The 24,946-nt window shown below is 42.8% G+C and carries 25 protein-coding genes; 10 read left to right on the top strand and 15 right to left on the bottom strand.

Going from position 1 to position 24,946, the window contains the following annotated elements; all coding sequences use genetic code 11:
* The first annotated feature begins 53 nt into the window (after window positions 1-53).
* Window positions 54-695, top strand: a complete 642-nt coding sequence (locus ACHUGF_RS09940) for a paraquat-inducible protein A (protein ID WP_394130832.1) — start codon at window positions 54-56, stop codon at window positions 693-695.
* A 70-nt stretch (window positions 696-765) separates the two neighbouring features.
* Window positions 766-945: a hypothetical protein gene (locus tag ACHUGF_RS09935; protein ID WP_394130830.1), complete on the top strand. Its 180-nt coding sequence runs from the start codon at window positions 766-768 to the stop codon at window positions 943-945.
* Between the two features lie 126 nt (window positions 946-1,071).
* On the opposite strand, the gene ACHUGF_RS09930 is transcribed toward ACHUGF_RS09935, so the two are convergent.
* Together ACHUGF_RS09930 and ACHUGF_RS09925 are read right to left on the bottom strand one after the other, a co-directional pair.
* Window positions 1,072-2,007 carry a YeiH family protein gene (locus ACHUGF_RS09930; protein ID WP_394130828.1) on the bottom strand — a complete coding sequence of 312 codons (936 nt, stop codon included), beginning with the start codon at window positions 2,005-2,007 and terminating at the stop codon, window positions 1,072-1,074.
* 229 nt (window positions 2,008-2,236) lie between these two features.
* Entirely contained in the window at window positions 2,237-2,755 is a 519-nt protein-coding gene (locus ACHUGF_RS09925) for an aldolase/citrate lyase/malate synthase family protein (RefSeq protein WP_394130826.1), read from the bottom strand.
* A gap of 174 nt (window positions 2,756-2,929) precedes the next feature.
* On the opposite strand from ACHUGF_RS09925, the gene ACHUGF_RS09920 reads away from it, so the two are divergent.
* Together ACHUGF_RS09920 and ACHUGF_RS09915 are read left to right on the top strand one after the other, a co-directional pair.
* Window positions 2,930-4,456, top strand: a complete 1,527-nt coding sequence (locus ACHUGF_RS09920; RefSeq protein ID WP_394130824.1) for a DUF3612 domain-containing protein — start codon at window positions 2,930-2,932, stop codon at window positions 4,454-4,456.
* Window positions 4,457-4,638: 182 nt separating this feature from the next.
* On the top strand, window positions 4,639-5,277 hold the full coding sequence (locus tag ACHUGF_RS09915) for an OB-fold-containig protein (protein WP_394130823.1): 639 nt from the start codon (window positions 4,639-4,641) through the stop codon (window positions 5,275-5,277).
* Window positions 5,278-5,298: 21 nt separating this feature from the next.
* Here ACHUGF_RS09915 and ACHUGF_RS09910 read toward each other — a convergent pair whose 3' ends face one another.
* Window positions 5,299-5,769, bottom strand: a complete 471-nt coding sequence (locus ACHUGF_RS09910; protein ID WP_394130821.1) for an SPFH domain-containing protein — start codon at window positions 5,767-5,769, stop codon at window positions 5,299-5,301.
* 90 nt (window positions 5,770-5,859) lie between these two features.
* Window positions 5,860-6,774: a permease gene (locus tag ACHUGF_RS09905; protein ID WP_394130819.1), complete on the bottom strand. Its 915-nt coding sequence runs from the start codon at window positions 6,772-6,774 to the stop codon at window positions 5,860-5,862.
* 146 nt (window positions 6,775-6,920) lie between these two features.
* On the opposite strand from ACHUGF_RS09905, the gene ACHUGF_RS09900 reads away from it, so the two are divergent.
* Window positions 6,921-7,217 (top strand): ArsR/SmtB family transcription factor, encoded by a 297-nt coding sequence (locus tag ACHUGF_RS09900; RefSeq protein WP_394130817.1) that lies wholly within the window; start codon window positions 6,921-6,923, stop codon window positions 7,215-7,217.
* Window positions 7,218-7,262: 45 nt separating this feature from the next.
* Here ACHUGF_RS09900 and ACHUGF_RS09895 read toward each other — a convergent pair whose 3' ends face one another.
* Window positions 7,263-9,203, bottom strand: a complete 1,941-nt coding sequence (locus ACHUGF_RS09895) for a methyl-accepting chemotaxis protein (protein ID WP_394130815.1) — start codon at window positions 9,201-9,203, stop codon at window positions 7,263-7,265.
* A 288-nt stretch (window positions 9,204-9,491) separates the two neighbouring features.
* On the opposite strand from ACHUGF_RS09895, the gene ACHUGF_RS09890 reads away from it, so the two are divergent.
* Window positions 9,492-10,040, top strand: a complete 549-nt coding sequence (locus ACHUGF_RS09890) for a DUF1569 domain-containing protein (RefSeq protein WP_394130814.1) — start codon at window positions 9,492-9,494, stop codon at window positions 10,038-10,040.
* A 46-nt stretch (window positions 10,041-10,086) separates the two neighbouring features.
* Here ACHUGF_RS09890 and ACHUGF_RS09885 read toward each other — a convergent pair whose 3' ends face one another.
* Window positions 10,087-10,764 carry a haloacid dehalogenase type II gene (locus ACHUGF_RS09885; protein WP_394130813.1) on the bottom strand — a complete coding sequence of 226 codons (678 nt, stop codon included), beginning with the start codon at window positions 10,762-10,764 and terminating at the stop codon, window positions 10,087-10,089.
* Between the two features lie 13 nt (window positions 10,765-10,777).
* Window positions 10,778-11,365 carry a TetR/AcrR family transcriptional regulator gene (locus tag ACHUGF_RS09880; RefSeq protein WP_394130811.1) on the bottom strand — a complete coding sequence of 196 codons (588 nt, stop codon included), beginning with the start codon at window positions 11,363-11,365 and terminating at the stop codon, window positions 10,778-10,780.
* A gap of 269 nt (window positions 11,366-11,634) precedes the next feature.
* On the opposite strand from ACHUGF_RS09880, the gene ACHUGF_RS09875 reads away from it, so the two are divergent.
* On the top strand, window positions 11,635-12,183 hold the full coding sequence (locus tag ACHUGF_RS09875; protein ID WP_394130809.1) for a carboxymuconolactone decarboxylase family protein: 549 nt from the start codon (window positions 11,635-11,637) through the stop codon (window positions 12,181-12,183).
* A 130-nt stretch (window positions 12,184-12,313) separates the two neighbouring features.
* On the top strand, window positions 12,314-12,958 hold the full coding sequence (locus tag ACHUGF_RS09870) for a DsbA family oxidoreductase (RefSeq protein ID WP_394130807.1): 645 nt from the start codon (window positions 12,314-12,316) through the stop codon (window positions 12,956-12,958).
* 158 nt (window positions 12,959-13,116) lie between these two features.
* Here ACHUGF_RS09870 and ACHUGF_RS09865 read toward each other — a convergent pair whose 3' ends face one another.
* The 8 genes from ACHUGF_RS09865 to ACHUGF_RS09830 form a co-directional block, all read right to left on the bottom strand.
* Window positions 13,117-15,054 carry a methyl-accepting chemotaxis protein gene (locus ACHUGF_RS09865; RefSeq protein WP_394130805.1) on the bottom strand — a complete coding sequence of 646 codons (1,938 nt, stop codon included), beginning with the start codon at window positions 15,052-15,054 and terminating at the stop codon, window positions 13,117-13,119.
* Between the two features lie 49 nt (window positions 15,055-15,103).
* Window positions 15,104-16,147: an inorganic phosphate transporter gene (locus tag ACHUGF_RS09860; RefSeq protein WP_394130803.1), complete on the bottom strand. Its 1,044-nt coding sequence runs from the start codon at window positions 16,145-16,147 to the stop codon at window positions 15,104-15,106.
* 8 nt (window positions 16,148-16,155) lie between these two features.
* Complete coding sequence (locus ACHUGF_RS09855) at window positions 16,156-16,824, bottom strand: DUF47 domain-containing protein (RefSeq protein ID WP_394130801.1); 669 nt, start codon at window positions 16,822-16,824, stop codon at window positions 16,156-16,158.
* A gap of 111 nt (window positions 16,825-16,935) precedes the next feature.
* The gene (locus tag ACHUGF_RS09850; RefSeq protein ID WP_394130800.1) at window positions 16,936-17,760 is read right to left on the bottom strand and encodes a hypothetical protein; all 825 of its coding nucleotides are present in this window, start codon (window positions 17,758-17,760) and stop codon (window positions 16,936-16,938) included.
* A 13-nt stretch (window positions 17,761-17,773) separates the two neighbouring features.
* Window positions 17,774-19,141 (bottom strand): OprO/OprP family phosphate-selective porin, encoded by a 1,368-nt coding sequence (locus ACHUGF_RS09845; RefSeq protein WP_394130799.1) that lies wholly within the window; start codon window positions 19,139-19,141, stop codon window positions 17,774-17,776.
* A 283-nt stretch (window positions 19,142-19,424) separates the two neighbouring features.
* Entirely contained in the window at window positions 19,425-20,753 is a 1,329-nt protein-coding gene (locus ACHUGF_RS09840) for a hypothetical protein (protein ID WP_394130798.1), read from the bottom strand.
* A gap of 12 nt (window positions 20,754-20,765) precedes the next feature.
* Complete coding sequence (locus ACHUGF_RS09835) at window positions 20,766-21,236, bottom strand: CYTH domain-containing protein (protein ID WP_394130796.1); 471 nt, start codon at window positions 21,234-21,236, stop codon at window positions 20,766-20,768.
* A gap of 18 nt (window positions 21,237-21,254) precedes the next feature.
* The gene (locus ACHUGF_RS09830; RefSeq protein WP_394130794.1) at window positions 21,255-21,890 is read right to left on the bottom strand and encodes a hypothetical protein; all 636 of its coding nucleotides are present in this window, start codon (window positions 21,888-21,890) and stop codon (window positions 21,255-21,257) included.
* A 329-nt stretch (window positions 21,891-22,219) separates the two neighbouring features.
* Here ACHUGF_RS09830 and ACHUGF_RS09825 point away from each other — a divergent pair, with 329 nt between their 5' ends.
* Both ACHUGF_RS09825 and ACHUGF_RS09820 read left to right on the top strand, forming a co-directional pair.
* Entirely contained in the window at window positions 22,220-23,821 is a 1,602-nt protein-coding gene (locus tag ACHUGF_RS09825; protein WP_394130792.1) for an SLC13 family permease, read from the top strand.
* A 68-nt stretch (window positions 23,822-23,889) separates the two neighbouring features.
* On the top strand, window positions 23,890-24,909 hold the full coding sequence (locus tag ACHUGF_RS09820) for a helix-turn-helix domain-containing protein (protein ID WP_394130790.1): 1,020 nt from the start codon (window positions 23,890-23,892) through the stop codon (window positions 24,907-24,909).
* The last annotated feature ends 37 nt before the right edge of the window (window positions 24,910-24,946 follow it).

The raw sequence follows: 24,946 nt of genomic DNA, 5'->3' as shown, positions 1-24,946 counted from the left end.
TTAAACGTTCACTTTATGCTTTTTAAATAAACGCATTCTTCACTGGAGCAAATATGAGATTGGCCTTTGCCGCTTTATCGATAGTGTTATCGTTAGCATTACTCATCCCTGGTATCACTCAGCCAGTATTAACAATCAATGGCACCATTGAAAAGGCACAAATGGTTGATACCGGTATGGACATGATGGTCAATGCGGTATCAAGTGGTTCGCAAGATAGCGCACGCAATATGTTGAATATGGCGGCGGGCATGTTGGGCTTGAATGATATACAAGGTTCGGTTGAGGTTTTTCATAAATCTCGCAGCATTATGCAAACCGTGGAAGAGCTTTATTACAGCGGTAATGCGCTGGTGGCTATACTGGTTGGGCTATTCAGTATCATTATTCCAACAGTGAAATTATCGGCTATGTTGTTGGTACTGATGCCTATTTCATTGAGTATAAAACAGAGACTTACTCAAATTATGGCGGTAATAGGTAAATGGTCGATGGCCGATGTCTTTGTTGTGGCACTGATTATTGTTTATATGGCAGGTAACGCGTCAGCTGGTATGGGAGATATGCTGACTACCCATGCCCAATTTGAATCTGGTTTTTACTTTTTTGCTGCTTATTGTGTGTTTTCGATTATCAGTCATAGCTTATTACCACAGCAGTTTGACCGAGAAACTGAACAGGAAAACATAACTTAGTAATTTTTGATATTGGTAACACTGTGATGTAGCTCAGATAATTTACACTCTAGATTATCTGAGGCACGTTATGGACAAGGTATTTTCTACAAAAGGGTTTAAAGCCGCAGCGATAATTATGTTGTGTGTTATTGCTGTGATAGCGTCGATTTATACCCAAGGTTTAACCAGAGCGATTATTGAGTTAACAGCATTTACTGCCCTGATTTGGTTAGTATTAGCAAAGCCACACATTCAAAGCGAAGAGTAAAACGTTACACAATTGCTATCTTGTCTTACTTAACCTTATTCATTATCTGCCACATCCCCCTATATCGATACTGCCCATCAGTAACGACTTCAAGTCACGTCTAATTGAAAATCCACTCGCTTTGGCTTACAGGTAAATAATATAGCCTAGAGAGGTTGTGCCAATCGCTACCCAAAGCATGACACCAAGTAATAATGGTTTTGGGCCATTTGCACGTATTTTCTTAACGGTAATCGCTGCCCCTATTAAGAATAAACACACTATCAGCAGCTGCTTCGATACATCAAATAACACGCTGTAAACGGCTTGCCCTTGCGGCACAAAGTGGGCAAATAAAATGGCTAAGCAGTAAAAGCCAATAAAATACGGAATAGCAATGGCACTTTTTCGCCCGCCAAATGCCATCGCACTTAATAACGCAACAGGAATAATCCATAAGGCACGTGCCAATTTTACTGTTGTGGCAATTTTGAGTGCTTCATCGCCATAGGCTCCAGCTGCACCAACAACAGATGAGGTATCGTGGATGGCAATGGCGCTCCACACTCCAAAGTCATGTTGACTTAAATTAAGTGCATGACCGATGGTGGGGAAGATAAACAGTGCTACGGAGTTGAGTAAAAAAATACAGGCCAGCGCAACGGCAGTTTGATCGCTCTTGGCATTAATTGCAGGCGATACTGCAGCAATGGCACTACCACCACAAATCGCCGTGCCACAGCCAATTAAGTGGCCCGTTTTGCTATCTAACCCCATTAAGCGAGTTAAGCCATAACCTAGCACTATGGTGAATATGATGGAGCCGACGATTAATACAAGATTTCCGCTACTCGCGGCAATCGCTTCTGGCAGGTTAATGCCAAAGCCCAGACCGACAATGGATAACGCTAACAGTTTCTTAGTCCATTTACCTAAATCAATATTACTTGGCACCATACCGATGCTGGCTAGGGTAAATCCCATGAGTAAGGCGATAGGGGAAGAAATGACAGGGGTGAGACAAAGTAGCCCTAAGCCAGCAAACAAGAACAGCTGAATAGGCTTTGTGTTAGAAGACGTCATAATAACCATAAATGAGGCACAAGATAATAGAAGGGTATTGTACCAAGCTAAGCGCTGACTAACGATGCGAAATTACAATTGATGACACAAATTACCCTGAGCATAATTATTTTAGTCACAGGTATCACTAGCCTCATTCATCACAATAGAAAAAACTCATTCATCATTACGAATAATGAAGCAAAAAAAGAGCCAGCAATAAACTGGCTCAAGTGGTTGGAAAGGTTATTTAACGCTGATGAAGCGCGTAATCACTACCATCTTTTGCGGTAAATACTTTGCAGTTACCTTTTGTTGGTTGGCAACTAGTGTGAAGCATACTTACCCATTGTTTATAAGGGGTTGGTAAATTTTTGATTGGCAGCGCTACTTGAATGTCATCAATGTGAGCTGCATCTTGTGCACCAAAATCGCCATTTCTATCAAAACAAATTTCTACATGGGTATCGTTGTTCTTTAAAACAATACTGCTTGGGTCGCTCTTATGGCCTGTTAGTGCAACAAATTGACAAGGGTTTTGTAAGCCACACTGTGTGCCGTCTTTTAAGAAGGCTAGCAAATGCGTGTAGTAAACTACATAGCTACGCACGTCGGCATGTGAACCATTGGCTAGTGGAAAGTTGTTATCTAAAAACACCTTAGTATTGGCTGTTTTATCTGGATTATTGGTGCACGCCACAATCTGTTCTTCAATGAAGCTGTTAAGGTTGTGAGCTGCAGTGTTGATGTTGTGTGTAGACATATTCATAACCTTATCCTCTTCCTTTACGCTGGCAGACTCATAATTGAATCGTTTCGCCCTTGTCAGTGATGTTCTGTATAGCAACTGGTTAAAAACTGTTCCCCGATTGCTTAATTTGTAGTCTAGAGTATTTTTTACTACAATTTCACAATAAAAATTTTACAGTGTGAATTTTACAAAATGCGTAGTGAAAAAAGCTTGATGCGAAAGACCCATTTTTTGGGAACCAAGATCAGAAACTTGCGTAAACGTAATAATCTGACCATGGAAGATTTGTCGGCACGCTGTATTCGAGTGGACTCAAGTAATGCGCCCTCCGTGTCATACCTATCCATGATAGAACGAGGCAAACGTGTCCCCAGTGCCGACATGCTGGCAGTCGTGGCGGCGGTATTCCAAAAGGACGTGGACTGGTTTCTAGATGATGTACCTGAAGAGCAAGCTATTACTCCTGACAAAGGCAGTCGAGGTGGCGTAAGTGGCATGCCACTTGAGCCAAGCTTTTTATTCTCTAATGACATTTTACAAATTGCTATCCCTGAAATGCTGTCACAAACTGGTACCTCTGGGCGTCAGTTTGCCCATTTGCTGATCCGTGCTCACCAAGAACATCATCAAAATCATTTTCCTGATTTGGAACGCGCAGCGGAAGAGGTCGGGCAAAAGCGTATGCCGTTATCGGCTGATGATATGTTAGATATTGCTAAGGGCATGGGCTTGAAAGTTAAGTGGATAGATAAAACGCCACAAGTGATAAAAGACAGCAGCGGACAAGCATCCAATCAAGTCACGACTTCATTTTTTGAACCACCCAACAGCATTTACATCAACAAGCTACTCAAAAAGCGACCACACCGCTTGAAGTACGATTTAGCGGTGCATATCGGTCATTGTGTGTTGCATAACAAAGATGGCCTCAAGAGTGTGATGATGTCAGGCAGTCGTGAAAGTACTGACGACACAATGCAATCTAACACCCTAAATGCACAGGATATTTTGCATGCATGGCGTGATTTCGAATCAAGCTTTTTTGCGGGTGCCTTATTGTGCCCTAAAGTGCCATTTAGACAATTACTCGACCGTCACGGTTATGAGATTAATGTGCACCAACAACTGCAAGTGTCTGCTTCTGTGGCTATGCGCCGCATGACAGTAGTGTCGCCATATCCACACTGGCATTACTTCGATGCCTATGCGCCGGGTAAGCTCAAAGCTGTGTATCGTGGCAATGGTATTCCACTGCCTTGGGGCAATATGCGCTTGGTGGAAGACCCGTGCCAGCACTGGGCTGTATTTAGGGTGATTAACGAGCCGCTAGAGGGCACCTCAGCGCAAATATCGATTCTCAATGTGGGTGATGAGCCCCGTATATACTGTTGTGAATCCATTAAGGTGGATGATTCGGCTGGTAACCCGCACGTGCTATGTGCTGGCATTGACCTGAACCCTGCGATCGAAGCCCAAGGTAAAGATGCCCGCTCAATTGCACATGATCTAAAACAAGCTTGTGTGAGTGCTGGTGGTTCAGTCATTATCCCAAGATCAATCAAGCAAGATTTAACCAGTGTGGCTAAAATCCTCAATATCAACTGGGTAGAGCGCGGCATTGAAAATGATGCCAGATTGATTTGCTCTCGTGGAGCGGTTTGTCCACGACAACCGAGCTGTTATTCGCAAGGAAAAAGCCAATGCTCTGGTAGCGATTAAATCGCCTTTGTCAGCGGTATATTTACTGGATAGCAAGTAATTTCTTTTTAAAAAACGGACGCTTGTAACAAAACTGACGTTTTACTCTCAATAGAGTTCTGCTAGAGTGAGTATATATCAGCAATACTTAATTAGCCCCAATGCATGATAGGACGGGCCCAACACAGTAAAGGAATACTGTTATGCTTGATTTTCTGCTGCTTGAAGCCAATACCGCCTTTGCTACGGCGGTGACTTTGGTGATGTTTCTTTTGATGTTCCAATTATTAGGACGCGTGTTTGGGATCAATATTGCTAAGCAATTAGACCGAATTTCTCCTGTTGAGCTGGATATGGATCGTGCTGTCATGGCTTCAGAGTCAGGCTTGAGCGCGTTATTGTATTGGTTACAACTTAATCGCCTACCATTGATGTTATGGAGTATGCTGTTTTTACTCAGTTTTGCCGTTAGCGGTTATAGCATCAATTGGGTCACCTACCAGACATTTAGCCAAGTCACTCATCCATGGGTAACGACACCGGTCGCTGTGATTGTGGGTTTGTGCTTCACTGCTTTGATTGGCAAATTGCTTGCCGAAGTGTTTCCTAAACAGATCAATCAAGCATCGAGTAGCTACAGTGGCTTGGTGGCAAAGGTCACAGCTGGTACGGCACATAAAAACCATCCAGCAGAGGCGGTGCTTGTTGATAATCAACACCAAAAACACTATGTGATGATTGAGCCTGAATACGAAGGCGAACAGTTCGGTCAGGGTGAACAGGTCGTCTTGTTACGTAAACAGGCTCAAGTGTGGTTAGCTGCACCGCTGAGTGGATTTTAATGAGCGGCTTCTAATGAGCTGCTAGTTTGCGGCTTTACCTGCCTCAAGAATGGGTAAGCCTGCTTCCGTCGGGATATAGATGCGTTCGCCATTACCTTCTTGTAAGCCTTTAATCCAAATATACCTTAGGTAAGCTTCATTATTTTTTAATGACTCGCCAATTATTTCATTGGCTTGCGCGGCAGCTTTGGCGCGCTCAATATCAGCAGCACCTTCTGCACGAGCCTTAACAATTTTAGCTTCACCTTCAGCTTCAGCCAGTGTGACTCTGGCTTTAGCTTGCATTAATGCAGCTTGCTCGTGAGCCTTAGCCTCTTCAATTAAGATCTGTTTGGTCCATTGGGCTTTTTTTAAGTCCGCGCGACCATTTAACTCCATTTTATAGACATTGTATTTTGGCCATGCCCATAGGGCTAACACTATTAATAATGTTCCGGCGATGATGAAGAAGAGTAACGAGCCTAGTGCCAGTGCTTGACGGTTTTGATACATGCTATGTCCTTATACTGCGTAATGTTCAATCAAACGAATGACATTATTCATGAATGTAACATAACCATCAAGCTGGAACTGTTCAAATATCTAAATAAACAATAGGTTATAGGTGAAACCCATTACGATAGCCATTGTCAAAATGACAGCGACAAACGTAATAATCATCGGGTTTTTAAATAATGACTTGAGTAACACCACTTCTGTTAAACTTGCGCCCGCACTGCCGATAATTAAAGCCATTACCGCACCGAGTCCCATGCCTTTAGCAACCAGCGCTGAACTGAGTGGGATCACCGCTTCGGCGCGAATGTACAGTGGAATACCGATCACAGCAGAAACCACAATTGCCCACGGGTTATCGTCACTGGCAACACTGGCGACAAACTCAGTTGGCATAAAGCCATAAATTAATGAGCCAATAGCGATACCAGCCATCAAGTAAGGTAATACTTTTTTGAAATCGCTCCATGTACTGCGCCAAATGCTTAGCCATTTGTTCTCTGGCTTGTTATTGCTTCCACCACAGCTGCTACCACAACCGCTTGGTTTAGGTGCTTCATATGCTTCTGGTTTAACATATTTTTCAAAGCCAAGCTTCTCTAGCATATAGCCGGCTATCACCGCGATACCCATGGCAAAAGTAAAGTAAAACAAGGTGACCTTTAGCCCAAAGGTAATGGCGAACAAGCCAATAATAATTGGGTTAAGCAATGGGCTAGAAAATAAAAATACCATCATAGTGCCAAACCCTGCTTTTGCCCTAAGCAAGCCCTTTAGGAACGGAATTGTCGAACAAGAACAAAAGGGGGTAATCGCGCCCAACAAGGCTGCGATGATGTAACCTTTACCATTTTGGCTACTTAAAATTGATTGGATCTTTGCTGGTGGAATATACAACTGTAAAACGCCGACAAAGTAACTAATCGCTAAGAACAGCAATGTCAGCTCTACGGTTAAAAAAGTAAACATGCCGAGTGTGTTATTAAGCATTTCTATATTCATTACTGCCTCACACGGAAATAAGAGTTTTAAAATCCATATTTCCAGAATTACCGAATTAATATTTGTGTGGATTTTAGGCCCCCTAAACTATACTCGTCAAGGTATTTCTAGTAATATCGAAATATAGAGTAATAAGGGAAAACGTTATGGAGTTAGAAACTGTTGCTAAAGCATTGAAAGAGTTAGGGCATCCGACTCGACTAATGATTTACAAGACCATTGTGCGCGCAGGGCATCAAGGGACCCCAGTCGGTGGTTTACAACAAAAGCTTGCCATTCCGGGGTCGACATTGTCTCATCACATCACTGGGCTCGTGTCTGCTGGATTACTGAAGCAGCGCAGAGAAGGCCGTACATTATTTTGCATTGCACAATACGACCAATTACAACAGGTGATGGATTTTCTAGTCGATGAATGTTGTCTTGATGAAAGCCAGTCTTAATAGCCAGTCTTAATAGCCAGCTTTAATAGCTAGGCTCGATGAGGTTTAGGCTGATTTTATGCCGAGACTGACTTCAATATCTTGAACGGATTGCGATACTTCCCCCGCAATCACATGGGTTTGTTGGGAAGCTGCTTGAGCGTGATTTTTCAAACTGTCCATTGCGCTGACAAATTCGTCCAGATGAACCACTTGTGATTGTGAACTACTGGCCCCTTGCTTAGCGGTATTTGACATCTCAACCGCCTGTTTTTGTACATTTTGAGCCACTTGCCAAAGTTTTTGTGCACGTTGTTTTTGTGTCAGTGTTGCTTGTTCAATGCCTTCGACTCGCTCTGTTAAATCGGCATTGGCGCAGGTGAGCTGATGCAAAATTGTCATCACTTCATTGAGTGAGGTTTTAGTGCGTTGAGAAAGGTTACGCACTTCATCTGCCACCACAGCAAACCCTCGCCCTTGTTCTCCAGCGCGTGCTGCTTCAATCGCTGCATTTAATGCCAGTAAATTGGTTTGTTCGGCAATGTTGTCAATCACGTCGATAATTTGTGAAACATCACTCACCGACGACGACAAGCTCGCTAAAGACTGATGGCAATGATCAACTGCTTGCTGTGATTGTTCTGTGGCTGCCAACACCGCTTCAGCTTCTTGTTGGCTTTGGAGCATATGTGAGCGTGTAGCCTGTGCAGTTTGTTCAACTTGGCTTGAAGTCTCGCTGACCTCACTGGCGAGTTGTCTAATTTGTTCTGTTTGTTGCTGCGCATTTACCACCACAGACTGTGTTTGTTTTGTGCTGCTTGAAATATCAGTAATACGATTAACCAGTTGGGATAAGGACTGTGAGATAACTGTGATTTGCTGACGTTGGTTTTCATCTTCTCGCTCAAAGCGTTGCAGCATTTGATTAAAGTGGCCGGCAATTTGGCCAGTTTCACAGCGGCGAGTGATATTGAGAGGCTCGCGGCTATTACTTTCGCTTAATTGGTGAAATGCATGATTGAGGTGTTTTAGTGGTTTAATCACTCTGCGCTGTTGCAAGACAAGGTAGAACAGTGAAAATGCAATCAAAATAGACACCATCAGCACAATTGCAATTGTGAGAGAGCGCTTAAGCTGCTGCGCTTTATTTTTTTGAATATGGCTAAGTTCTAGCAATAGGTGTTCGACCTTTCCCAAATCCGTGATCAGGGCTTGTTGAATGCGTTGGTTCTCATTCAGCATGCGATGGGTATTTTCAACCTCTTTGCTGTAGCGTGAGGTTAAGCTTAATAACTCTGAGCGGTATTCTTCACCCACTTCTATGGTTTCAGGCTCATCATTCCCCAGTGCAAATTCGTCGACTTCCTCTGTGGTATATATACCTATTAAAGGCAATGTGCTTAGTCTCTGATTCCATTGTTCTAGCTGCACTATCAAACGCTCTAAAACAGGCTGGAGTTTTTGATTTTTATTAATTAAGTACCCCGTGGTGACCTGCGACAAATCATTTACTAATGGTGGCAGGTCATTGGCCAGCATCAGGTATTTGTCTGCCAACTGTGGGTTAATACTTTGGCCTTTAAAGCCATAGTTAGCCAGATGGTAGTTGTAGTCGAGCATTTCAGATTCAGCATGTGAAAGCAGCTGCCTAGGATTACCCGCTAATTTACCCGCAGCACGGTACTCACCAGCTAAGGAAGCGATGAAGGGATCAATTGCTTCCACAACCGCAGCGGTTTCTAAGGATGTTAGTGTCGTGATTTGGGTGCGTGTTTGTGCTAAATCTTGCCTGGCTTTTTCGAGGAGGGCTGCATTGCCATTTATTAGGTATTGATTGATTTCTTCTTTAATATCCACCAAGAATTTTTTTTGGATATCCTGTAGCTGATCGCTTTGTCGCTCAATTGCTTGGCGCTCTTGGTTACTCCAAAAAATCACCCCAGCCAATGCAACTGCAATTATGATGAGTAATGCTGATGCAAAACGGGTCAGTGTTGAAATTTTCATGTGGGTAACCGGATGTGAATTTGGCCAAAGAATATGACTTATGTGTGACACTTAAGTTACAAGATACAAATGTTTACAATCAGAATGCTATGTTACTACATTGCTGGCATTGAGGTTTCTCTTAACGCTTTTAGTTCACAATTGTGCAGATGTATTAAGGTAGCAAATGGGTCGTTAGAGGGGCATGCATCTTGTTTGCATTGAATAAGATAAAGCTAAACTTGTGTAGACATTCGGCAGACTTGTGTAACATAAATGAGCAGCGAATAAATAACAAAGGAGCGTGTTGTGCCAGTTGATCATCAGCGGCGAAGGGCAGTCATAGCAGGCATAGCTGTTAGCGGCACGATATTGTTGGGTGGCGGCACATGGTTGACGATCGATGGCCCACATCAACCTTTGTCTATTCAGGCTGCGTTAATTGAGCTTGATAAATTAATGGTAACCTCGCCAACCTTGAATGGCGATTGGGATTTGGCACAAATGCTAACTCACTGTGCCCAAAGCGTGGAATATTCCATGGTTGGTTTTCCAGAGCATAAGTCTGCTGTGTTTAAGCATAGTGTAGGCGCGTTGGCATTTGGCTTATTTGCCGCCAAGGGCAGAATGACGCATGGTTTGAGCGAGCCGATCCCGGGGGCGCCACTTCTTGAAGCGGGTGGTTCTGTTGCTCAAGCAGGAATGCGTTTACAACGCGCATTACACGAATTCGATGACTTCAAAGGATTACTTGCACCGCACTTTGCCTATGGTTATCTATCAAAACCACAGTATGAACAGGCCCATGTGATGCACTTTTATAATCACCTTACTCAGTTACAAGAGCAGCACGCCTAGCATTAGTTAACTTTAAGTTTGGCCACTTCATATTCACCCTTAATCGTTACGAAGCATCCCGTTCAATAATGTCGTGTACTAATTGCTGCATGTTATTGGCCATGACATCGGGTTGCTTATAGTGGGAATGGTAAGGGCTATTGAGTCTATTAATATGTGCTGCCTTTAAACCTGCGCTCAATGCACCATGGGTGTCCCAATCATGGGTTGCTACCAATCTAAGCTTATCTGCTGGACATTCAAGCGTCGTAATAGCTAATTGATATGCCGCCTTTGCGGGCTTGAATGTGCCAGCCGCTTCTACAGAAATCACGTCATCAAATAAATCAACTATTCGTGCATGTGCCAATTGCGCATCGAGAAGTGCATGTGATGAGTTTGAAAATGCTACGAGCTTATAGCCTGCTTGCTTTAAATGTTTGAGCGCTGGTTCAATATCTTGATGAGCAGGTAATTGCGCAAAGGTATTTAACAGCGTGTGGCAATCACCATGAGACAATGTGATGTTTAATCTACCTGCTAAATTGTATAACGCGGCCTGCGCTAACGATTTAAAGTCAGTTTTTACGCCAGTGGCAATACAAACTGTTGATGAGTGAAGCAACATGGCAAACCAAGTATCCATATGATGGTGGTGGCCAAAGAATTGATTGAACTTGGGTCTTAACGGGCTCAAGTCGAGCACAGTTTCGTTAATATCAAAAAGAATCACTTGAGTTTGCATCAGGCTTTACCACCTATTGAAATGGATAATGACTAAAGATCTCATCAATCATAGTGTGTAGTTGCGACTTATCATTATTGATTTTGGCAAAGGTTCTCAGTCCGGCGATTTGAATTTGCACATGGTTGGCTAAATCCTTTGCCGACTTGGTTTTCGCCACTTCGCCGAGGGACTGAGCCTGTTGAATTAATGCTTCAAACTCCGCCGCAATTTCACCTAAATGCGCTTTGGTAATATCAATCAGCTCTTGGTTTTCGTCCGTTAATTCACCCATGGTTTTCGCCAACATACACATGCCATTAGGCGCGCCTTCCTGCGTGTCAATAACCTGCTTTTGTACAAATGCTTTTAGCGCCGCAATTGGCGATGAATGCTGAGATTTACATAGCTGAACTTGCGCTATACCCATGTCAGTATAATTACGTAAAGCCTCTTTAAATAAGCCATCCTTATTGCCAAATGCTGAGTAGATACTACCCGGGCGCATATCAATTTCGTCTTGTAAGTTTCGCATTGAAGTCGCGTGAAAGCCTTTCTGCCAATATAGGTTGGTAGCTTTATCAATCACCTGCTGACGATCATATTTGGCGGTTTTTGCCATGAGTAGCCCTTTTTAAAACGACTTTGAACATTCGTTCAATTATAGTTTTCTGTCTGTTTACTCGTCAAGGTTGTTTTGCATGGCACGCTGATTCTCTCGCTGAAATGAGAAGGTAAAACTGTAATTGAACAATCGTTCAAGTAATTGTTGAACGATCGTTCACGTTGTTCTATAGTGGATCACACCAACGAGAGGTAAGTAATTACGGCCTCTTTATTTAAGCACTATCCCAACTTAGTGATTAACATTTTTTGAGTGGAGTACACACAATGAGCAATTTTACATTTCATACAGTAGACACTGCACCTGCAGCGAGTAAACCAATGCTAGAAGGCGCAGTAAAGCAAATGGGCAGTGTACCGGGCTTATATGCAGTGATGTCTGAGTCTCCTGAAACGTTAAAAGCTTACCAGCAATTACATCAAGCCTTTACGTCCACATCTTTTGATGCCGAAGAGCTAACCGTGGTTTGGCAAACCATTAATGTAGAGCATGAATGTACTTTCTGTGTGCCTGCTCATACCGCGATTGCGCACTCAATGAAGGTTGACCCAGCACTCACAGAAGCGTTACGTAACCAGCAACCTATGCCAACAGCAAAGCTACAAGCGCTACATGACTTTACGTTAGCGATGGTTCGTGAGCGTGGTAATGTATCGGATGAGCAGATAGCAGCTTTCTTTGCCGCCGGTTATGGTCAACAGCAGGTGATGGAAGTGATTCTAGGCTTGTCTCAAAAAGTGATCAGTAACTATGTTAATCATGTGGCGAAAACACCGTCCGACCCACTATTCGAGCAATTTGCTTGGAGCAAGTAACTAACATTCTCTTGATGGTTAAGCTTAGCCATTAAAAAGACTTAGCTGATGACACTCGCCACTCAATATTATTGGGTGGCTTTAGCGTTTTTAGATTGAGATATAAGTAGACACTGACACAGGTACGACAATGAATAACAAGATCAAACTAGATATCATCTCTGATGTGGTTTGCCCATGGTGCATTGTAGGTTACAAGCACCTTGAAGCAGCGATTAACGAACTTGGCCTTGAAGATAAGGTTGAGATTGAATGGCAACCATTTGAACTCAATCCAGGTATGCCGCCAGAAGGTGAAGAGTTGCGTGCGCATGTGGCGAGAAAGTATGGTTCAAGCCGTGAAGATAGTGACCGTGCTCGAGCCAATATCACTCAACGCGGTGCAGATTATGGCTTTGAGTTTAATTTTTACGATGACATGCATATTGTCAATACACTGGATGCCCATGTATTGCTGGATTTAGCCCATCAACTCAATAAACAAACCGCCCTTAAATTGCGATTGTTTTCTGCCTACTTTAGTGAGCAAAAGAATGTGTCAGATCGTGATGTCTTGCTAAATGAAGCTCTAGCGGTAGGCATTAGTCGCGACCAAGCCCTTGCAGCCCTTGCCGATAACAACTTGCGTGAACAAGTGAAGTCGACCATTCAACAATGGCAACAGATGGGAGTATCTGGCGTGCCTACAGTGGTATTTAACCGAACCAGTGCCGTAACGGGTGCTCAGCCTCAATCAACGTTTAAGCAGGTGTTGCAGGAATTAATAGCACAGTAAGCTTTGCCCGCAGTGAGATTCACACGCCGTTAGATTAACAAGTACTAAGATTTACAAGCTTTAAGGGGTAACCAGCGGCAGGTTACCTTAGCCTAGGGATGTAACCAAGATAACCAACCGCTGATCAATACTGTGCCAAGCCCTTTCAACTAAAAATCTTAAGGCTTTTTCAATATAAACTGTTCGCTCGTGTGTTGTAGGTTATCGGTCAAACTGGCCAAACGTTCACTTTGTTGGGCAACTTGGTTGGCAATGGTGCTGACATGTTGACCAACGGTATCAATCTGTGCCAAACCCTCGGTTAATTCGGCTGTTGCCATGGCTTGTTCTTGACTGCCCTGAGCTATTGCGGTCAGTTGCTGCGCAGATACACTAACCTGCTCGACAATATGGGCAAAGGCTGTAGAGGTTTGCTGCTCTATTTCATTACCTTGAGCCATTTTTTCCAGAGAATTCTGTACCAGTAATGTGCTGGATGCTGCAGCCTCTGCACTGCGAGAAGCAAGGTTTCTCACTTCATCAGCCACTACAGAAAAACCTCGCCCAAACTCACCCGCTCTAGCAGCTTCTATTGCGGCATTTAAAGCGATTAAATTGGTTTGCTCAGCAATATTGGTGATGTCTTTCATGATCAATGCAATCTGTTGTCCTGACTGATTAATGGCTTGCAACGCGGTGGCTAAATCTTGCATTTGCAGATTACCTTGGCTGGCCGCAGTTAGTGTTTGCTGACCTTGCTGATTCATCTCGTTGGCAGATTGTGCTGTAAGCTGAATTTGCGAGTCAATTTCTTGTAATGCAGCGCTAATGTTGGATACTGAAGTTAGTTGATCATTTGCCCCTTGTGCCAGCTGTATTCCATCAGCATTTAGATCTTCTGTAGCTTGATTAACTTGCTCGCTGGTGGTCTTGACGGATACGAGTAGCGAGGTTAATTGCTTGAGCATGGTTTGCAGAGCTTTACCTAAAACATCATCATTACTGGCTAACTTCACTTGATGAGTGAGGTCGCCTTTAGCAATACGCTGAGCAGTACGTACTTGATGTTGTTGGTTAAGGATCAGGGTATTTAGGGCATTACCCATATGACCCAATTCATCTTGACGAGCTTGTAGCTGTTGCCAACGCTGTTGATCAAGCTGATGCAAATTGATGTCACCTTCAGAGAGTGAATCCACTACCTGTGAAACAGTGTTCAGACTATGGGTAATGATGTTAACCAGCTTGATGATCACCATAATGACAAACAAAATGGCAAGCAGTGCCACCACAGTTGCCCCCATCATTAAGGTATTGCGGTTGTCAGTAAAAACTGATTGCTTAGTCGCACTGACAATATACCAACCTGTGCTAGTTAATCGCTGGCTAATGCCTAAATAGGTTTCACCTTGATCGTTAAATTCAATTAATTCACCATCTTGTTGGCATAGCTGCTGAAAAAATGCGGGTGGCGTCGATTGCATATCATGATACGCCAGTGGTTGGCAGTGATTGGAAAGAACAAAAGTGTAGCTATTGGGCGATACCGATGTGATATCAACAAAGTCATGGTAAAAGTCGCCTAATGGAATACTTAAAAATATCACGCCACTAGATAGCTGCTTGGCAAAACTGATCAGTAGTTTACCGTCAACTCGGCTGACTCTAGGGTCAGAAATAATGGTCTGAGATTGTGCTTTTGCAGCTTGGACATAATCTAAATGCTGATAATTTTGACCTAATCGAGCTGGGTTAGCCGCAGCAATAGCAATGCCATTGTCATTGAGTAGGGCGACATTTCTTAAATTGAGCGCGGTAGCCATACTGGCAAAATAGTCTGATGCTAACTGCTTTGCATTGGTACGCTGTATAGCTGTTTCAGCGTGTAATGCCTGATTGACTACAGGTGTTTGTGCCAGGGCATTGATTAATTCAAAGTTGTTATCGACCCAATTCATTAAGCTTTTTTCAATTAGTGCCCCATTGCCTTTTAACGCATACACGGCACTTTGGTGCATTGCGCTTACGCTCAAATAAATTGTCATAATACTAACGGTGAGGAAACCTGCTGTAACAGCAGGGATTAGCAATAAATTAAAGCGTAAGCGCAAATTCATAATGACGTCCTTAGCTCATAATGAGCACACTACGAGAACTTGGTGTGGTTCATATAACCGTCTGATTAAATAAGTTTTGAACAATGAATAAACCGATAAAACAAGCAATTGCCGATAATACTGGGGTGATTATCCAGCCAGTCACAACGCGACCGAGTACCTTCCATTGCAGCGGTAAGCGCTTGAGTAGTGCAATGCCTATCACTGCACCAATGACGGCTTGAGAGCTCGAAACTGGCACCAATGGAATGGAGGGTAAACCTATACTGACAAAGGCATTAGAAAGTGATTGCGAAGAGAAAATAAACAGCACAATAGAGTGTGCCATCACCACCACCCATGCGGTAACAGGGGTCATTGAGATTAAGTTATCACCGACCGTCATCATCACTTTTTTGGAGTAGGTGAATACCCCCACACTGATGGCGACGGCACCGATGAAAAATAGCTGCATGGTTGCGTTAAACTCCACATTAAACAATGAAATCGGATCTAATGGCGTACTCGGGACAAAAACACCCATCACATTCGCAATGTTGTTTGCGCCTAAACTGTAGGAGCCAAAAGCGCCAGCGGTAATGAGGCCAATACGGGTCCATTTATCCAATTGAAATAACCCAGGGCGAAGCCGATTAATTAATTGGGTGATAAACTTGTACAGCAGCACCGCAGTGACGGCGGCGAGAATAGGGCACATTACCCAAGTGCTGATGATTTTGGTTAATACTTGAGGGTCAGTTGCCATGCCACTGAAGAGGTTCCAACCGATAATCGCGCCAACGATGGCTTGACCTGTGGATACCGGTAACCCTGATTTCGTCATGAAATAGACCGTCGTTGCAGCTGAGAGTGCCACAGTAAAAGCGCCACCAATGGCAGACACTTTACCGAGAGACCCTAAGGTGTGTGATGCGCCAGCACCACTTATTACTGCACCGAGGATCACCATTACCGAACAGATAAGCGCGGCAGTGGAGAATTTGACCATTTTAGAGCCCACTGCCGTGCCAAATACATTGGCAGCGTCATTAGCACCGAGTGACCAACCGAGAAATAAACCACTAGAGAGAAAAATCCATATTGCGATATCCATCTTGCCCCCTATTGCGCACGTTTGAGGGTGTAAATAGCAATACGATCACTGATGTCTTCGGCAAGATTAGCGACTCGGTCAATGCGGTCAAAAAAATACCTGAGTTGGACTTTCTGAGTTAATGGAATATCTAAGCTAAATAGTTGGGTTTTGACTTTGGTACAAGCAGTATCAGCATCAGATTCAAAAGCAATCACTTTCTGGTGATATTCCTGAACACGTTGTAAGTCGGTAAAAAAGCTTTTAGCACATAGCAAGGTGTGGTCGATGGTGTCACCTACAGTGGCGATCTGGTCGTAAATGTCTTGCTTTAGTTCGTCTGGTATTTCAGGTTGTTCTATTTGTAAATGTAATCCCACGGTTTCTTGACGATTGATGAGTCTGTCGGTTTGTTCGATAAGAGAGGCGACATCGGAACGAAAGTCTGGAATTAAGGTTTTTCGATACAGAGTTTGCTCTATTTCTCGTTTTAGCAGATCAGCCTGGTGTTCGATACTTTGTAACTTGCCAAGTGCCTGGCTGAACTCGTCGCTGTCGGGGCCTTTCTCGAGGTAATGCTTCCACAGCAGGCTAAACTGATGGTGAGATAGGGTGACTTGCTCGAAGAATAAGTTCACTTTTGTTTCGGTAGAGCTGCTTTTAGACAGCAAAGAGGTGAGGCGAGAAAAACCAAACATGGAATCTCCTTATAAGTTGGTATGGGAAGGAAGCGCAGGTAAGGCGCTAAGCGGGGGCGAACTTTTCGCCTTACCTGCTGAGGAACAGTGTTTTACTTCTCGGTTAGCGAGTTAGTGAAATGCCTTACTCATTTCAAACGTTGAGTTGGTTTTAGAACCTTGGTGACCCTTGCCAAGATTCACCTCATTAACCAGGTTAAAGAGTTGCTCATTTGCTTGCTCTAAGCGGGCTTTGTCGCGGCTGCTCCCCTTAAATGAAAATTCAGCAAAGTAAACGCGAGGTTGGCGATAGTATGGAGTCCATACTTGGAAATCGATTTCGATATCGTCAAAGCGCTTGTCAGTGAGTTTGCCTTCCCATTCATGGGTGCGCATCACGAGTGTTTGCTCAATGTCTTGCTTGTTTTGCTGATAAATATCACCAACGAGTGACCATACAGCTTTATTGTTTTTCATTAACTTGAACACGGCATCAATGTCGACGTTTTTGACATCGATTTCACCTGGCGAGTACGGAATGTCATAGCTGACACTGTATGCTGCGCGGCCTGCTGTATAGTCAATTTCGGCTTTACGGAAGTTACTGACATCGCCAAATCCAGCGGGATCTTTTGCACGTAGTTTCACTGTAATTTTGCTTTTGCGGGGCTTAGTGACATGTTCACGCACACGAATATTGATGTCTTTTGCTTTAAATGCACGGCTAGGTGTATCCAAATAAGTCACTAACTTTGTTGTTGTATCTTCATCAAATTTCATGAAACTAAATGCTTCTTTAAAATCTGGTGTTAGCTTATCTGTTGCATAAGGCAAGGTTTTACCTACACCGGTATTAACGTGATATTCCAGAGAGGTAAATTCATCTGGTGATAATGCATAAGCACTTGTGCTTAAGCACAAATTCACTAATCCAATAAGTAATAGATTGTTTCTCATGATGACTCCTTAATTAAAATGCATATTGCAAGCGAGCTTGGAATATATTGCCATCTTGCTCATACAGAATGATGTCTGGATCTTGGTGGTCCTCAAATCCATTTTTGTAGTCTGCTTTGGTGTGGACATAGTTAAACTGCGCTTTTAGGTTATTTTCTAAGTACCAGTTCAAACCAATTACATAGTCAGTTTTCTTACCACCGTATATGCCTGCATCTGTGTCATTAAAGTCAGCCATATCTACTCTGGCAGCGATTTCCCATGCGCCATACCCGCCAGCTGAGATAGCATTTTCAGGTTTAACGGTTTTGAAAGTGCCTTTCTTGCCACCATAACGCCAGCTTTCACCTGTCAAGGTATACACCGCTTGCACATAAGCTGCATCAAACGTGGCCTTACCTTGTGCGTCACCTTTGATGAATAGTTCATCTGTTTTAGCAATCTGGTATTCACCTTGAACTAAGAAGTTACGGTGTTGGTAGGCTGCTTCAATGCCATAATGTTGTGTTGATTTAGTATTGAATTTACCAGTATCAATAATGCGGCTGGTGGCTTTTGTATTGGGACGTGCACGGTAACGCGTTTCATCCGCGGCACTATTACTCTTGGTATATAACGCACTGGCACCTAGGTGTAATAAATGATTGCTATTATTAATCGGCGCGATAGTGAAGCGTGAATTCACCACATCTTGCTGCTCATTTTCGTCATCATCATTGATTAACGCAGTTACACCATAACCTAGGGTAAAGTTGTAGTTGTCGCCTTTATATAACCAAGAAGCACCAACAGCGCGATCAGGTGAGAAAGTATCTGTACTGGCACGTTCTAAAAATGCGAGTTGTGATGAACTCCCCGTGGCTTCTAAACCAAAACCAAACTTTTGGAAACCTACTTTAATCTCTGAATTTTCAAAACCACGATAGTTGACATTCGCGTCTTTCACTTCCACTTCTGAATGACCGTCAAAATCAAACTCAAGCGAGTACTTCCATACATTTGAGAAGTAACCTTCAACGCCAAAACGGATGCGGCGAAAATCAACTTCATTGATGCCACCTTCATATTCTCGTTTGCTACCCGTATAGAAAGCGTCGGCATTGACATAGTCAAGTTGAATGCGACCAGTGAATTCCATAGTTGATTGGCCATCTTGCGAGACAAATTCAGGTGACGGGTTACCTGATTTAAATTGGACGCGATCATTTTTCTTCGCGGCGTCTTTGGCATCAATCAGTTCTATTTCTAACTGGTTGAGGCGCTCTTCCAGTTCATTGATTTTGTCGGCATCAGACGCCATCGCTGTTGTTGAAAAACAAAGTAAGGTGGCTGAGACAGCAAGTGCAACCGGTGAAGCAGTAAACTTATGTTTGTTCATCATAGTTCTATCCTTAGTGTCATTTTTATTAGATAACGCGGTATAAAAACTTGGTCTTGCTTGTTGAGGTAATAGTAGAGTTATTGTTCAAATAAAAACATGATCTATGTCTACTAATTTCAACTTAATCATACAAATTTTGATTTTTTATTTTCTTGTTTTTTTGAAATTATAATTGATAATTTTTTAACCATGAGAGAGTGATGCTTATTAGGTGAAATAAGTGACCTGCCGCATTTTATCAATCATAAAAACGGTACAAATGATGAAGGATGTGAATGAAAAGTCAATTATATAAGTTATTGATATTTAGCCTGTAAACTCCATGAATCCCTTTTCTGCTGCTGACTATCCTATATTGGTGATACTCAGTGTTGAGCTGTGAGGTAACGCTGACAAGTAGGTGAATATGATGAACTTTATGCACTGTGCTCATACGCGTATTTGTGCCATCTATACTGTAATGTTGACTGATGATTTTCGGTAAGCTACGTAATGTTTTGCTTAGATTTATTGTCAGTTCATCTATAAACTTTTCGTTGTGGTTTTGTCTTTTGTATTCGCTGAAAAAATAGCGGCGTTGATATACCCAATGTTGCTTGCCCATTTGCTCTGAGGTAAATAAGCGTTTAAATATGGTGTGAATATGATCGGGTAGTTTATCGTGCAGTTGTTGGTATACCGATTCTTTCACATTGGCGATTTCATGGCGTCTTGTACCTTGAAAAAAGCGATACTGATGTTGGAAGTAACTTTTAGAAAAAGTGTCTAATAAGTACTGTCGTCCCAGCTCTTTGAGTCTGTCTTTAAAAATGTAAGATAGCACCAAGGAAAAGAAAAACGGCGTGGAAAAATTGCCAAATGCCTGTTGTGTCGCAAAGGCCACGCCGGTGGCAAATGCCATCGCGAGAGCTGCTGCCAATCCGAAAATAAGTTGCTGAGCGACTTCCCCATTTTTTAGTTTTTTACGAGTCACTTTATAGGGGCTATGAATGATTTTTCGTCCAAGGTGCAACTTATTGAGTAGTTTTTCCCGCCCTTGTTCTGATTCATTATTCAGTTGAATTTGCATGGTTTGAGCAAGGTCGAGGTATTTGTTAATTAAGCTAGTGATTTTCAAATCATGGCCTTGGTGCTTTTGTTGGCGCAACAGGGCTTGGAAGTAATAGTAAATAATTTGCTGTTTGGCGAGGTTGTAAAGCCGCCCGTCGCCTAGCAGGGTTTCGTTGTCATGCAAACGAATAAAGCTGTCTATGATGTCATCAAACTGGGTTAATTCAGATAGCTGTGCATTCACTAACAAAATTCGACTATCAGTAATGAAATGAGACAGCGCTTTGCGGTATCGCCGCACATTATCGGCAGCACGGGCATAAGCGGTTTGCTTAAGAATAAGCAGTGCGTGTTCAACTGCCGTGATACTCGGTTCAGTAGTCGATGTCACTAACTGCTTTTGTAACAGGTTTTGGTAAAAGCTGTCAGGGTGAGTGATGTCGCTATTCTCTGCCAGTTGGGTAGGAAGAAAAAAGTGCACCTTTATTTGAGCGTGTTCCGTTAGGGGCGAAAAATCGGTTTTCACGCTCAAATGGTACTGATCGGCTTGAGATAGCGACACGGTCACAGCAAGTTACCAAGTAGTAAATGGTTGCTTCATTAACATTGAGTTGTAGTAACGTGCATCGCCCGTTACTTCTTCACCCAACCAACTTGGCTTATTGACTGTTTGTGCTTCATCTGTCAACTCAACTTCCGCTACTGTTAAGCCTTGATTACTCTGGTAAAACTCGTCGACTTCAAAGATGTGTCCTTCATATTCAACTAAATAGCGAGTTTTATCGATAACACCTGGCTCGCATATTTTTAATAAGTCTTCTGCCTCTGCAACTGGGATTTCATTTTCCCATTCATAGCGAGATGCGCCGGATTCATTGCCTATGCCTTTAATGGTTAAAAAGCCTTTGTCGCCTTTGACTCTCACGCGTACAGTGCGCTCAGGCACAGAGCTTAAATAGCCTTGAATGATACGCACTGAACGAGCTGCTAGGCTTTTAAAGTCTTCATTTTTAACTAAGTATTTTCTTTCAATTTCTTGAGCCATTATCTTTTCCTTAAAAAATTAGTTAGCTAACGGTAGGTTTTTCATACCAATGACACGTTTGATGGCTTGTAAGTAATTAATGTTTTCTACACCTTCTAACTTCACGTCTTTGATGGTTTGTTGAATATCTTCTAGTTCTGTAGACTCGCTGTTAATACTGGTGATTTTGGCACCGTTTACCAGTACGTTAGCGACTTCACAAATGGTATTATTCACCATATAACCGTAACGCTCTTTATGAATGTTCACTGCCTGTAGATCCGGGTGGGCATCGATGAGGGCGATAAAAGCGTCGAAACTGTACTCTTCTTCTGTTAGCTCTGGCAGTTCTACAATAAAAGCTGGGAAGATTTCTTCTACTAGCCGCTTCTTGCTGATTGGGAATTCTGCTTTCAGTTTTGGGTCCCACTGCTCTAGACCGTCCACTGTTTTCACATATGCCTTAACGTCCATTTTTCCATCACGGATTTTGGTGTTATTAAGGTCGTTAGTACGCGACATAATGTAAATTTCGTCACTTTCACGGTGCCATACCTTTTCTGGAACAGGTGTTGAGAGGCGCGCCATACGTTCTGCTTGTGCAGTAAAGTCTTGGCCAAAGGTGCGGAACTCAAAACGTGGCTTAGAAATTTCACCGATTTTTAACTCTGACATATCTAATTCCTTGTATATCGTGTTTAGTTTGAATGGGTTTGATGAGAACGTTATTTACAGTACGGATAAACAGGTTAAAAAAAACAGATCTAGATCAACATTTTTATAATTAGTCTTAACTTAATCTTACATTTTGGGTTTGGTGTCAACTGTATACCTATTTATAAGTGTTTTAAAAACAATAACTTGCCTCTTCCTATTTGTTGGCGTGATTTCTTAAAATAATTTTTAATTAAAACTTTAATTTGTTTTTGTTGATCTTGATCCAGTTTTTATTCTGGGTTTATGGGTATGGTTAGCTCAACAATAAAAATTGAGGGAATAATTAAATGTCAAAAGAAAATACCCCCCAAATAGATCCACTCGATATGAGTCAATATCGGATGGAAAACTTACCCGTCAGAGACAAGAGCCGGTTCGAGCAATGGCTAGCTAAAGCGGGAATTTGGATTGCATTAGTGGCGTTTGTTGGCATTTTGTGGGCAGATCCAGCTTCATTTCTTGTTAACTTTGACCCAGATACCTTAAGTAAAACAGCATTTGAGCGCTTTCAAACAGAAGGGCTAGATGCTTTCAGTACCAGCGGTAAAGCCATGATGGCAATTTTCTGCGCCGCAGTTATCTTGTGGATTACTGAACCTTTCCCCAATTATTTGACTTCTTTAATGGTGATTATTGCCATGGTGTTGACAGGTGTGCTGCCTGAACGCGTGGCATATGCACAACTCGGCCACCCAATTATGTGGTTGAACATACTGTCGTTTATCTTAGCTTCTATGTTGGTCACCTCTGGGGCTGCTAAGCGATTTGCCTTATGGTTTATTTGCCGATTCGGCACCAGCGCCACGCCTATTTTCTATAGTTTCATGGTGATTAACTTAGTGCTGTCGGCTTTTATATCTGCAACGACGGCTAAGGCTGCGATTCTTATGCCTATCTTCATGGTGATTGCGGCGGTTTATGGTGCTCGGGGAGGTAATAACAAAAATAACTTTGGCCGAAATTTGGTATTGCAAAACTTACTGCAAATTAACCTGTGCGCTGGTGCATTTGTGACAGGCTCTGGTGCCAACTTGCTTGCTGCAAGTTTAATTGCAGGTGCGGTCGGTGCGAGCTTTTTCTTTGCCGACTGGATGATTGTTGCGTTGCCCATAGTGGTGGCGATGATCATTATCGGCTGGTTGATTGGTACGCGTATTTTCTTCCCGCTAGCACCGGAAGAAAGACTGCCGCAAATTGAAGGTGGTATGGAGCGCTTACAATTAGAACTCAACAAGATGGGCAAGGTAACGACTCGAGAGATTAAATCACTGGTGATTTTTGTGGTGATTCTCGCATTCTGGGCGACAGACAAATACCATGGTGTCAGTGCAACAGCCATCGCGTTTATTGGTGCGATTGTAGCCTTGATGCCACGAATTGGTGTAGTGAACTGGAATGAAGTGGATATTCCGTGGCATTTACTCTTATTCTCTGCTGGCGCATATACTTTGGGGGCAGGTTTTAAGCAAACTGACTTACCCAATCTCGCAGTAAACTTCAGCCTTGAATATTTTGGTTTAGATGAATCCACTCCTTTTAGTGTGTTTTACATTGCGCTAACTGGTGCGATGTTGCTGAGTTCATTGGTATTCCAATCAAAAACCATGCGTACCATGTTGTTTGTTCCTATCGCTATTGGTATTGCACAACGTTTTGATTTTCCTGTGATGAGCTTGGCAATTCCTGTGGCACTACTCATTGAACATGTTTATGTTTTGCCGTTTAATAGTAAGCCTGCATTGTTACTTTATTCCACCGACCATTACAGTTTGAGTGATACCTTTAAGTTTGGGTTTACCATGTTAATGATTGGCTGGGTAGTCAGTATTTTGATGGGTGAAACTTGGTTTAAATGGTTAGGTTATACCCCGAATGGTGTGTTCTGGTAATCCACCAACGTCTAATAGATTCAATGCGATAGCTATCGCCGACAAACAGGGCAATGACGAGAAAGAATATGAGCGCTAAGAATAATGAAATTCGTAGTAAGTTAGCTTTGTTACAGCTAGCTGAAGAGCTAGGAAGCATCAGCAAGGCTTGCGAGATCATGGGCTATAGTCGTGATAGTTATTACCGATTTAAAAAGCAGTATGCACAGGCGGGTGAGAGAGGGTTAAAAAACCTGTCTCGCAAAAAGCCTGCGATGAAAAACCGTGTGTCACCTGAGTTAGAAGAACAGGTCATTGAAGTTGCGCTTGATTACCCTAACTTTGGCCAGGCTAAGGTGGCAGAATTATTAACGGCCAGAGGCAGTAGTATTTCAGCCAGTGGCGTACGCACTATTTGGGTACGTCATAACTTAGAAACTAAAAAGAATCGTCTGTTGGCGTTGAACGCAAAACTCAAACAGGAAGAAAACTGGTCGCCACTGGAGCAGCAACATCTGGAATTGCTGCACCGTGTCGACCCTAATGATCCTGTGTTTGACTGTTTGTTTCCAGGGGATACTTGCGTGCAAGACACCTATGATCTTGGGGAAGTGGCGCCATTAGGGCAACTTTATCAACACACGTTTGTTGAAGGTTACAGTCAATATGCTCACGCATGGGTGTCAACATCAGCCGACTCAACTGAAGCGGCCACTTTTTTGGTTAAACGAGTATTGCCTTGGTACCGAGACAACGACATAAATATCAAAAGTATCCTAACGGACAGGGGCACGGAATTCTCAGGTAAGAAAAGCGTTCCTTTTAAAGATGTATTAGCAAAACAAAACATTAATCACGTGCAAATGCGTGCTTATAACGGTCCTGTGGTCAATGGTATCGCGGCAAGGTTTCAAAAACTGGCATTTAATGAGTTCTATGAACCGTTCTTAAAGGTGCATAAGTTAGCGAGTTTGGATGAACTTAATCAGCACTTGCAACAATGGTGTGATGACTATAATCATCAGCATGCTCTCGCTGGGCGTTATACCTTAGGTAAAACCGCGGTAGAAGTGTTGTCACTAAGTAAGCATTTAATCCCTGACGAATAGCCTTAACGAACCTATTCCAGAGTGAGACAACTAAAAT

The organism is Shewanella maritima (genome assembly GCF_043643735.1).
Taxonomy (GTDB): Bacteria; Pseudomonadota; Gammaproteobacteria; order Enterobacterales; family Shewanellaceae; genus Shewanella; species Shewanella maritima_A.
Note: the sequence above shows the minus strand (reverse complement) of the source record. Positions and strands in the feature narration are given on the sequence as shown.

Coding starts and splice junctions, on each gene's coding strand:
- ACHUGF_RS09905 (WP_394130819.1), bottom strand. CDS start 6,774: ATGAATATAGAAATGCTTAATAACACACTCGGCATGTTTACTTTTTTA.
- ACHUGF_RS09825 (WP_394130792.1), top strand. CDS start 22,220: ATGTCAAAAGAAAATACCCCCCAAATAGATCCACTCGATATGAGTCAA.
- ACHUGF_RS09855 (WP_394130801.1), bottom strand. CDS start 16,824: ATGTTTGGTTTTTCTCGCCTCACCTCTTTGCTGTCTAAAAGCAGCTCT.
- ACHUGF_RS09920 (WP_394130824.1), top strand. CDS start 2,930: ATGCGTAGTGAAAAAAGCTTGATGCGAAAGACCCATTTTTTGGGAACC.
- ACHUGF_RS09865 (WP_394130805.1), bottom strand. CDS start 15,054: ATGAATTTGCGCTTACGCTTTAATTTATTGCTAATCCCTGCTGTTACA.
- ACHUGF_RS09830 (WP_394130794.1), bottom strand. CDS start 21,890: ATGTCAGAGTTAAAAATCGGTGAAATTTCTAAGCCACGTTTTGAGTTC.
- ACHUGF_RS09820 (WP_394130790.1), top strand. CDS start 23,890: ATGAGCGCTAAGAATAATGAAATTCGTAGTAAGTTAGCTTTGTTACAG.
- ACHUGF_RS09935 (WP_394130830.1), top strand. CDS start 766: ATGGACAAGGTATTTTCTACAAAAGGGTTTAAAGCCGCAGCGATAATT.
- ACHUGF_RS09845 (WP_394130799.1), bottom strand. CDS start 19,141: ATGATGAACAAACATAAGTTTACTGCTTCACCGGTTGCACTTGCTGTC.
- ACHUGF_RS09895 (WP_394130815.1), bottom strand. CDS start 9,203: ATGAAAATTTCAACACTGACCCGTTTTGCATCAGCATTACTCATCATA.
- ACHUGF_RS09870 (WP_394130807.1), top strand. CDS start 12,314: ATGAATAACAAGATCAAACTAGATATCATCTCTGATGTGGTTTGCCCA.
- ACHUGF_RS09885 (WP_394130813.1), bottom strand. CDS start 10,764: ATGCAAACTCAAGTGATTCTTTTTGATATTAACGAAACTGTGCTCGAC.
- ACHUGF_RS09925 (WP_394130826.1), bottom strand. CDS start 2,755: ATGAATATGTCTACACACAACATCAACACTGCAGCTCACAACCTTAAC.
- ACHUGF_RS09940 (WP_394130832.1), top strand. CDS start 54: ATGAGATTGGCCTTTGCCGCTTTATCGATAGTGTTATCGTTAGCATTA.
- ACHUGF_RS09875 (WP_394130809.1), top strand. CDS start 11,635: ATGAGCAATTTTACATTTCATACAGTAGACACTGCACCTGCAGCGAGT.
- ACHUGF_RS09900 (WP_394130817.1), top strand. CDS start 6,921: ATGGAGTTAGAAACTGTTGCTAAAGCATTGAAAGAGTTAGGGCATCCG.
- ACHUGF_RS09835 (WP_394130796.1), bottom strand. CDS start 21,236: ATGGCTCAAGAAATTGAAAGAAAATACTTAGTTAAAAATGAAGACTTT.
- ACHUGF_RS09880 (WP_394130811.1), bottom strand. CDS start 11,365: ATGGCAAAAACCGCCAAATATGATCGTCAGCAGGTGATTGATAAAGCT.
- ACHUGF_RS09915 (WP_394130823.1), top strand. CDS start 4,639: ATGCTTGATTTTCTGCTGCTTGAAGCCAATACCGCCTTTGCTACGGCG.
- ACHUGF_RS09930 (WP_394130828.1), bottom strand. CDS start 2,007: ATGACGTCTTCTAACACAAAGCCTATTCAGCTGTTCTTGTTTGCTGGC.
- ACHUGF_RS09910 (WP_394130821.1), bottom strand. CDS start 5,769: ATGTATCAAAACCGTCAAGCACTGGCACTAGGCTCGTTACTCTTCTTC.
- ACHUGF_RS09860 (WP_394130803.1), bottom strand. CDS start 16,147: ATGGATATCGCAATATGGATTTTTCTCTCTAGTGGTTTATTTCTCGGT.
- ACHUGF_RS09850 (WP_394130800.1), bottom strand. CDS start 17,760: ATGAGAAACAATCTATTACTTATTGGATTAGTGAATTTGTGCTTAAGC.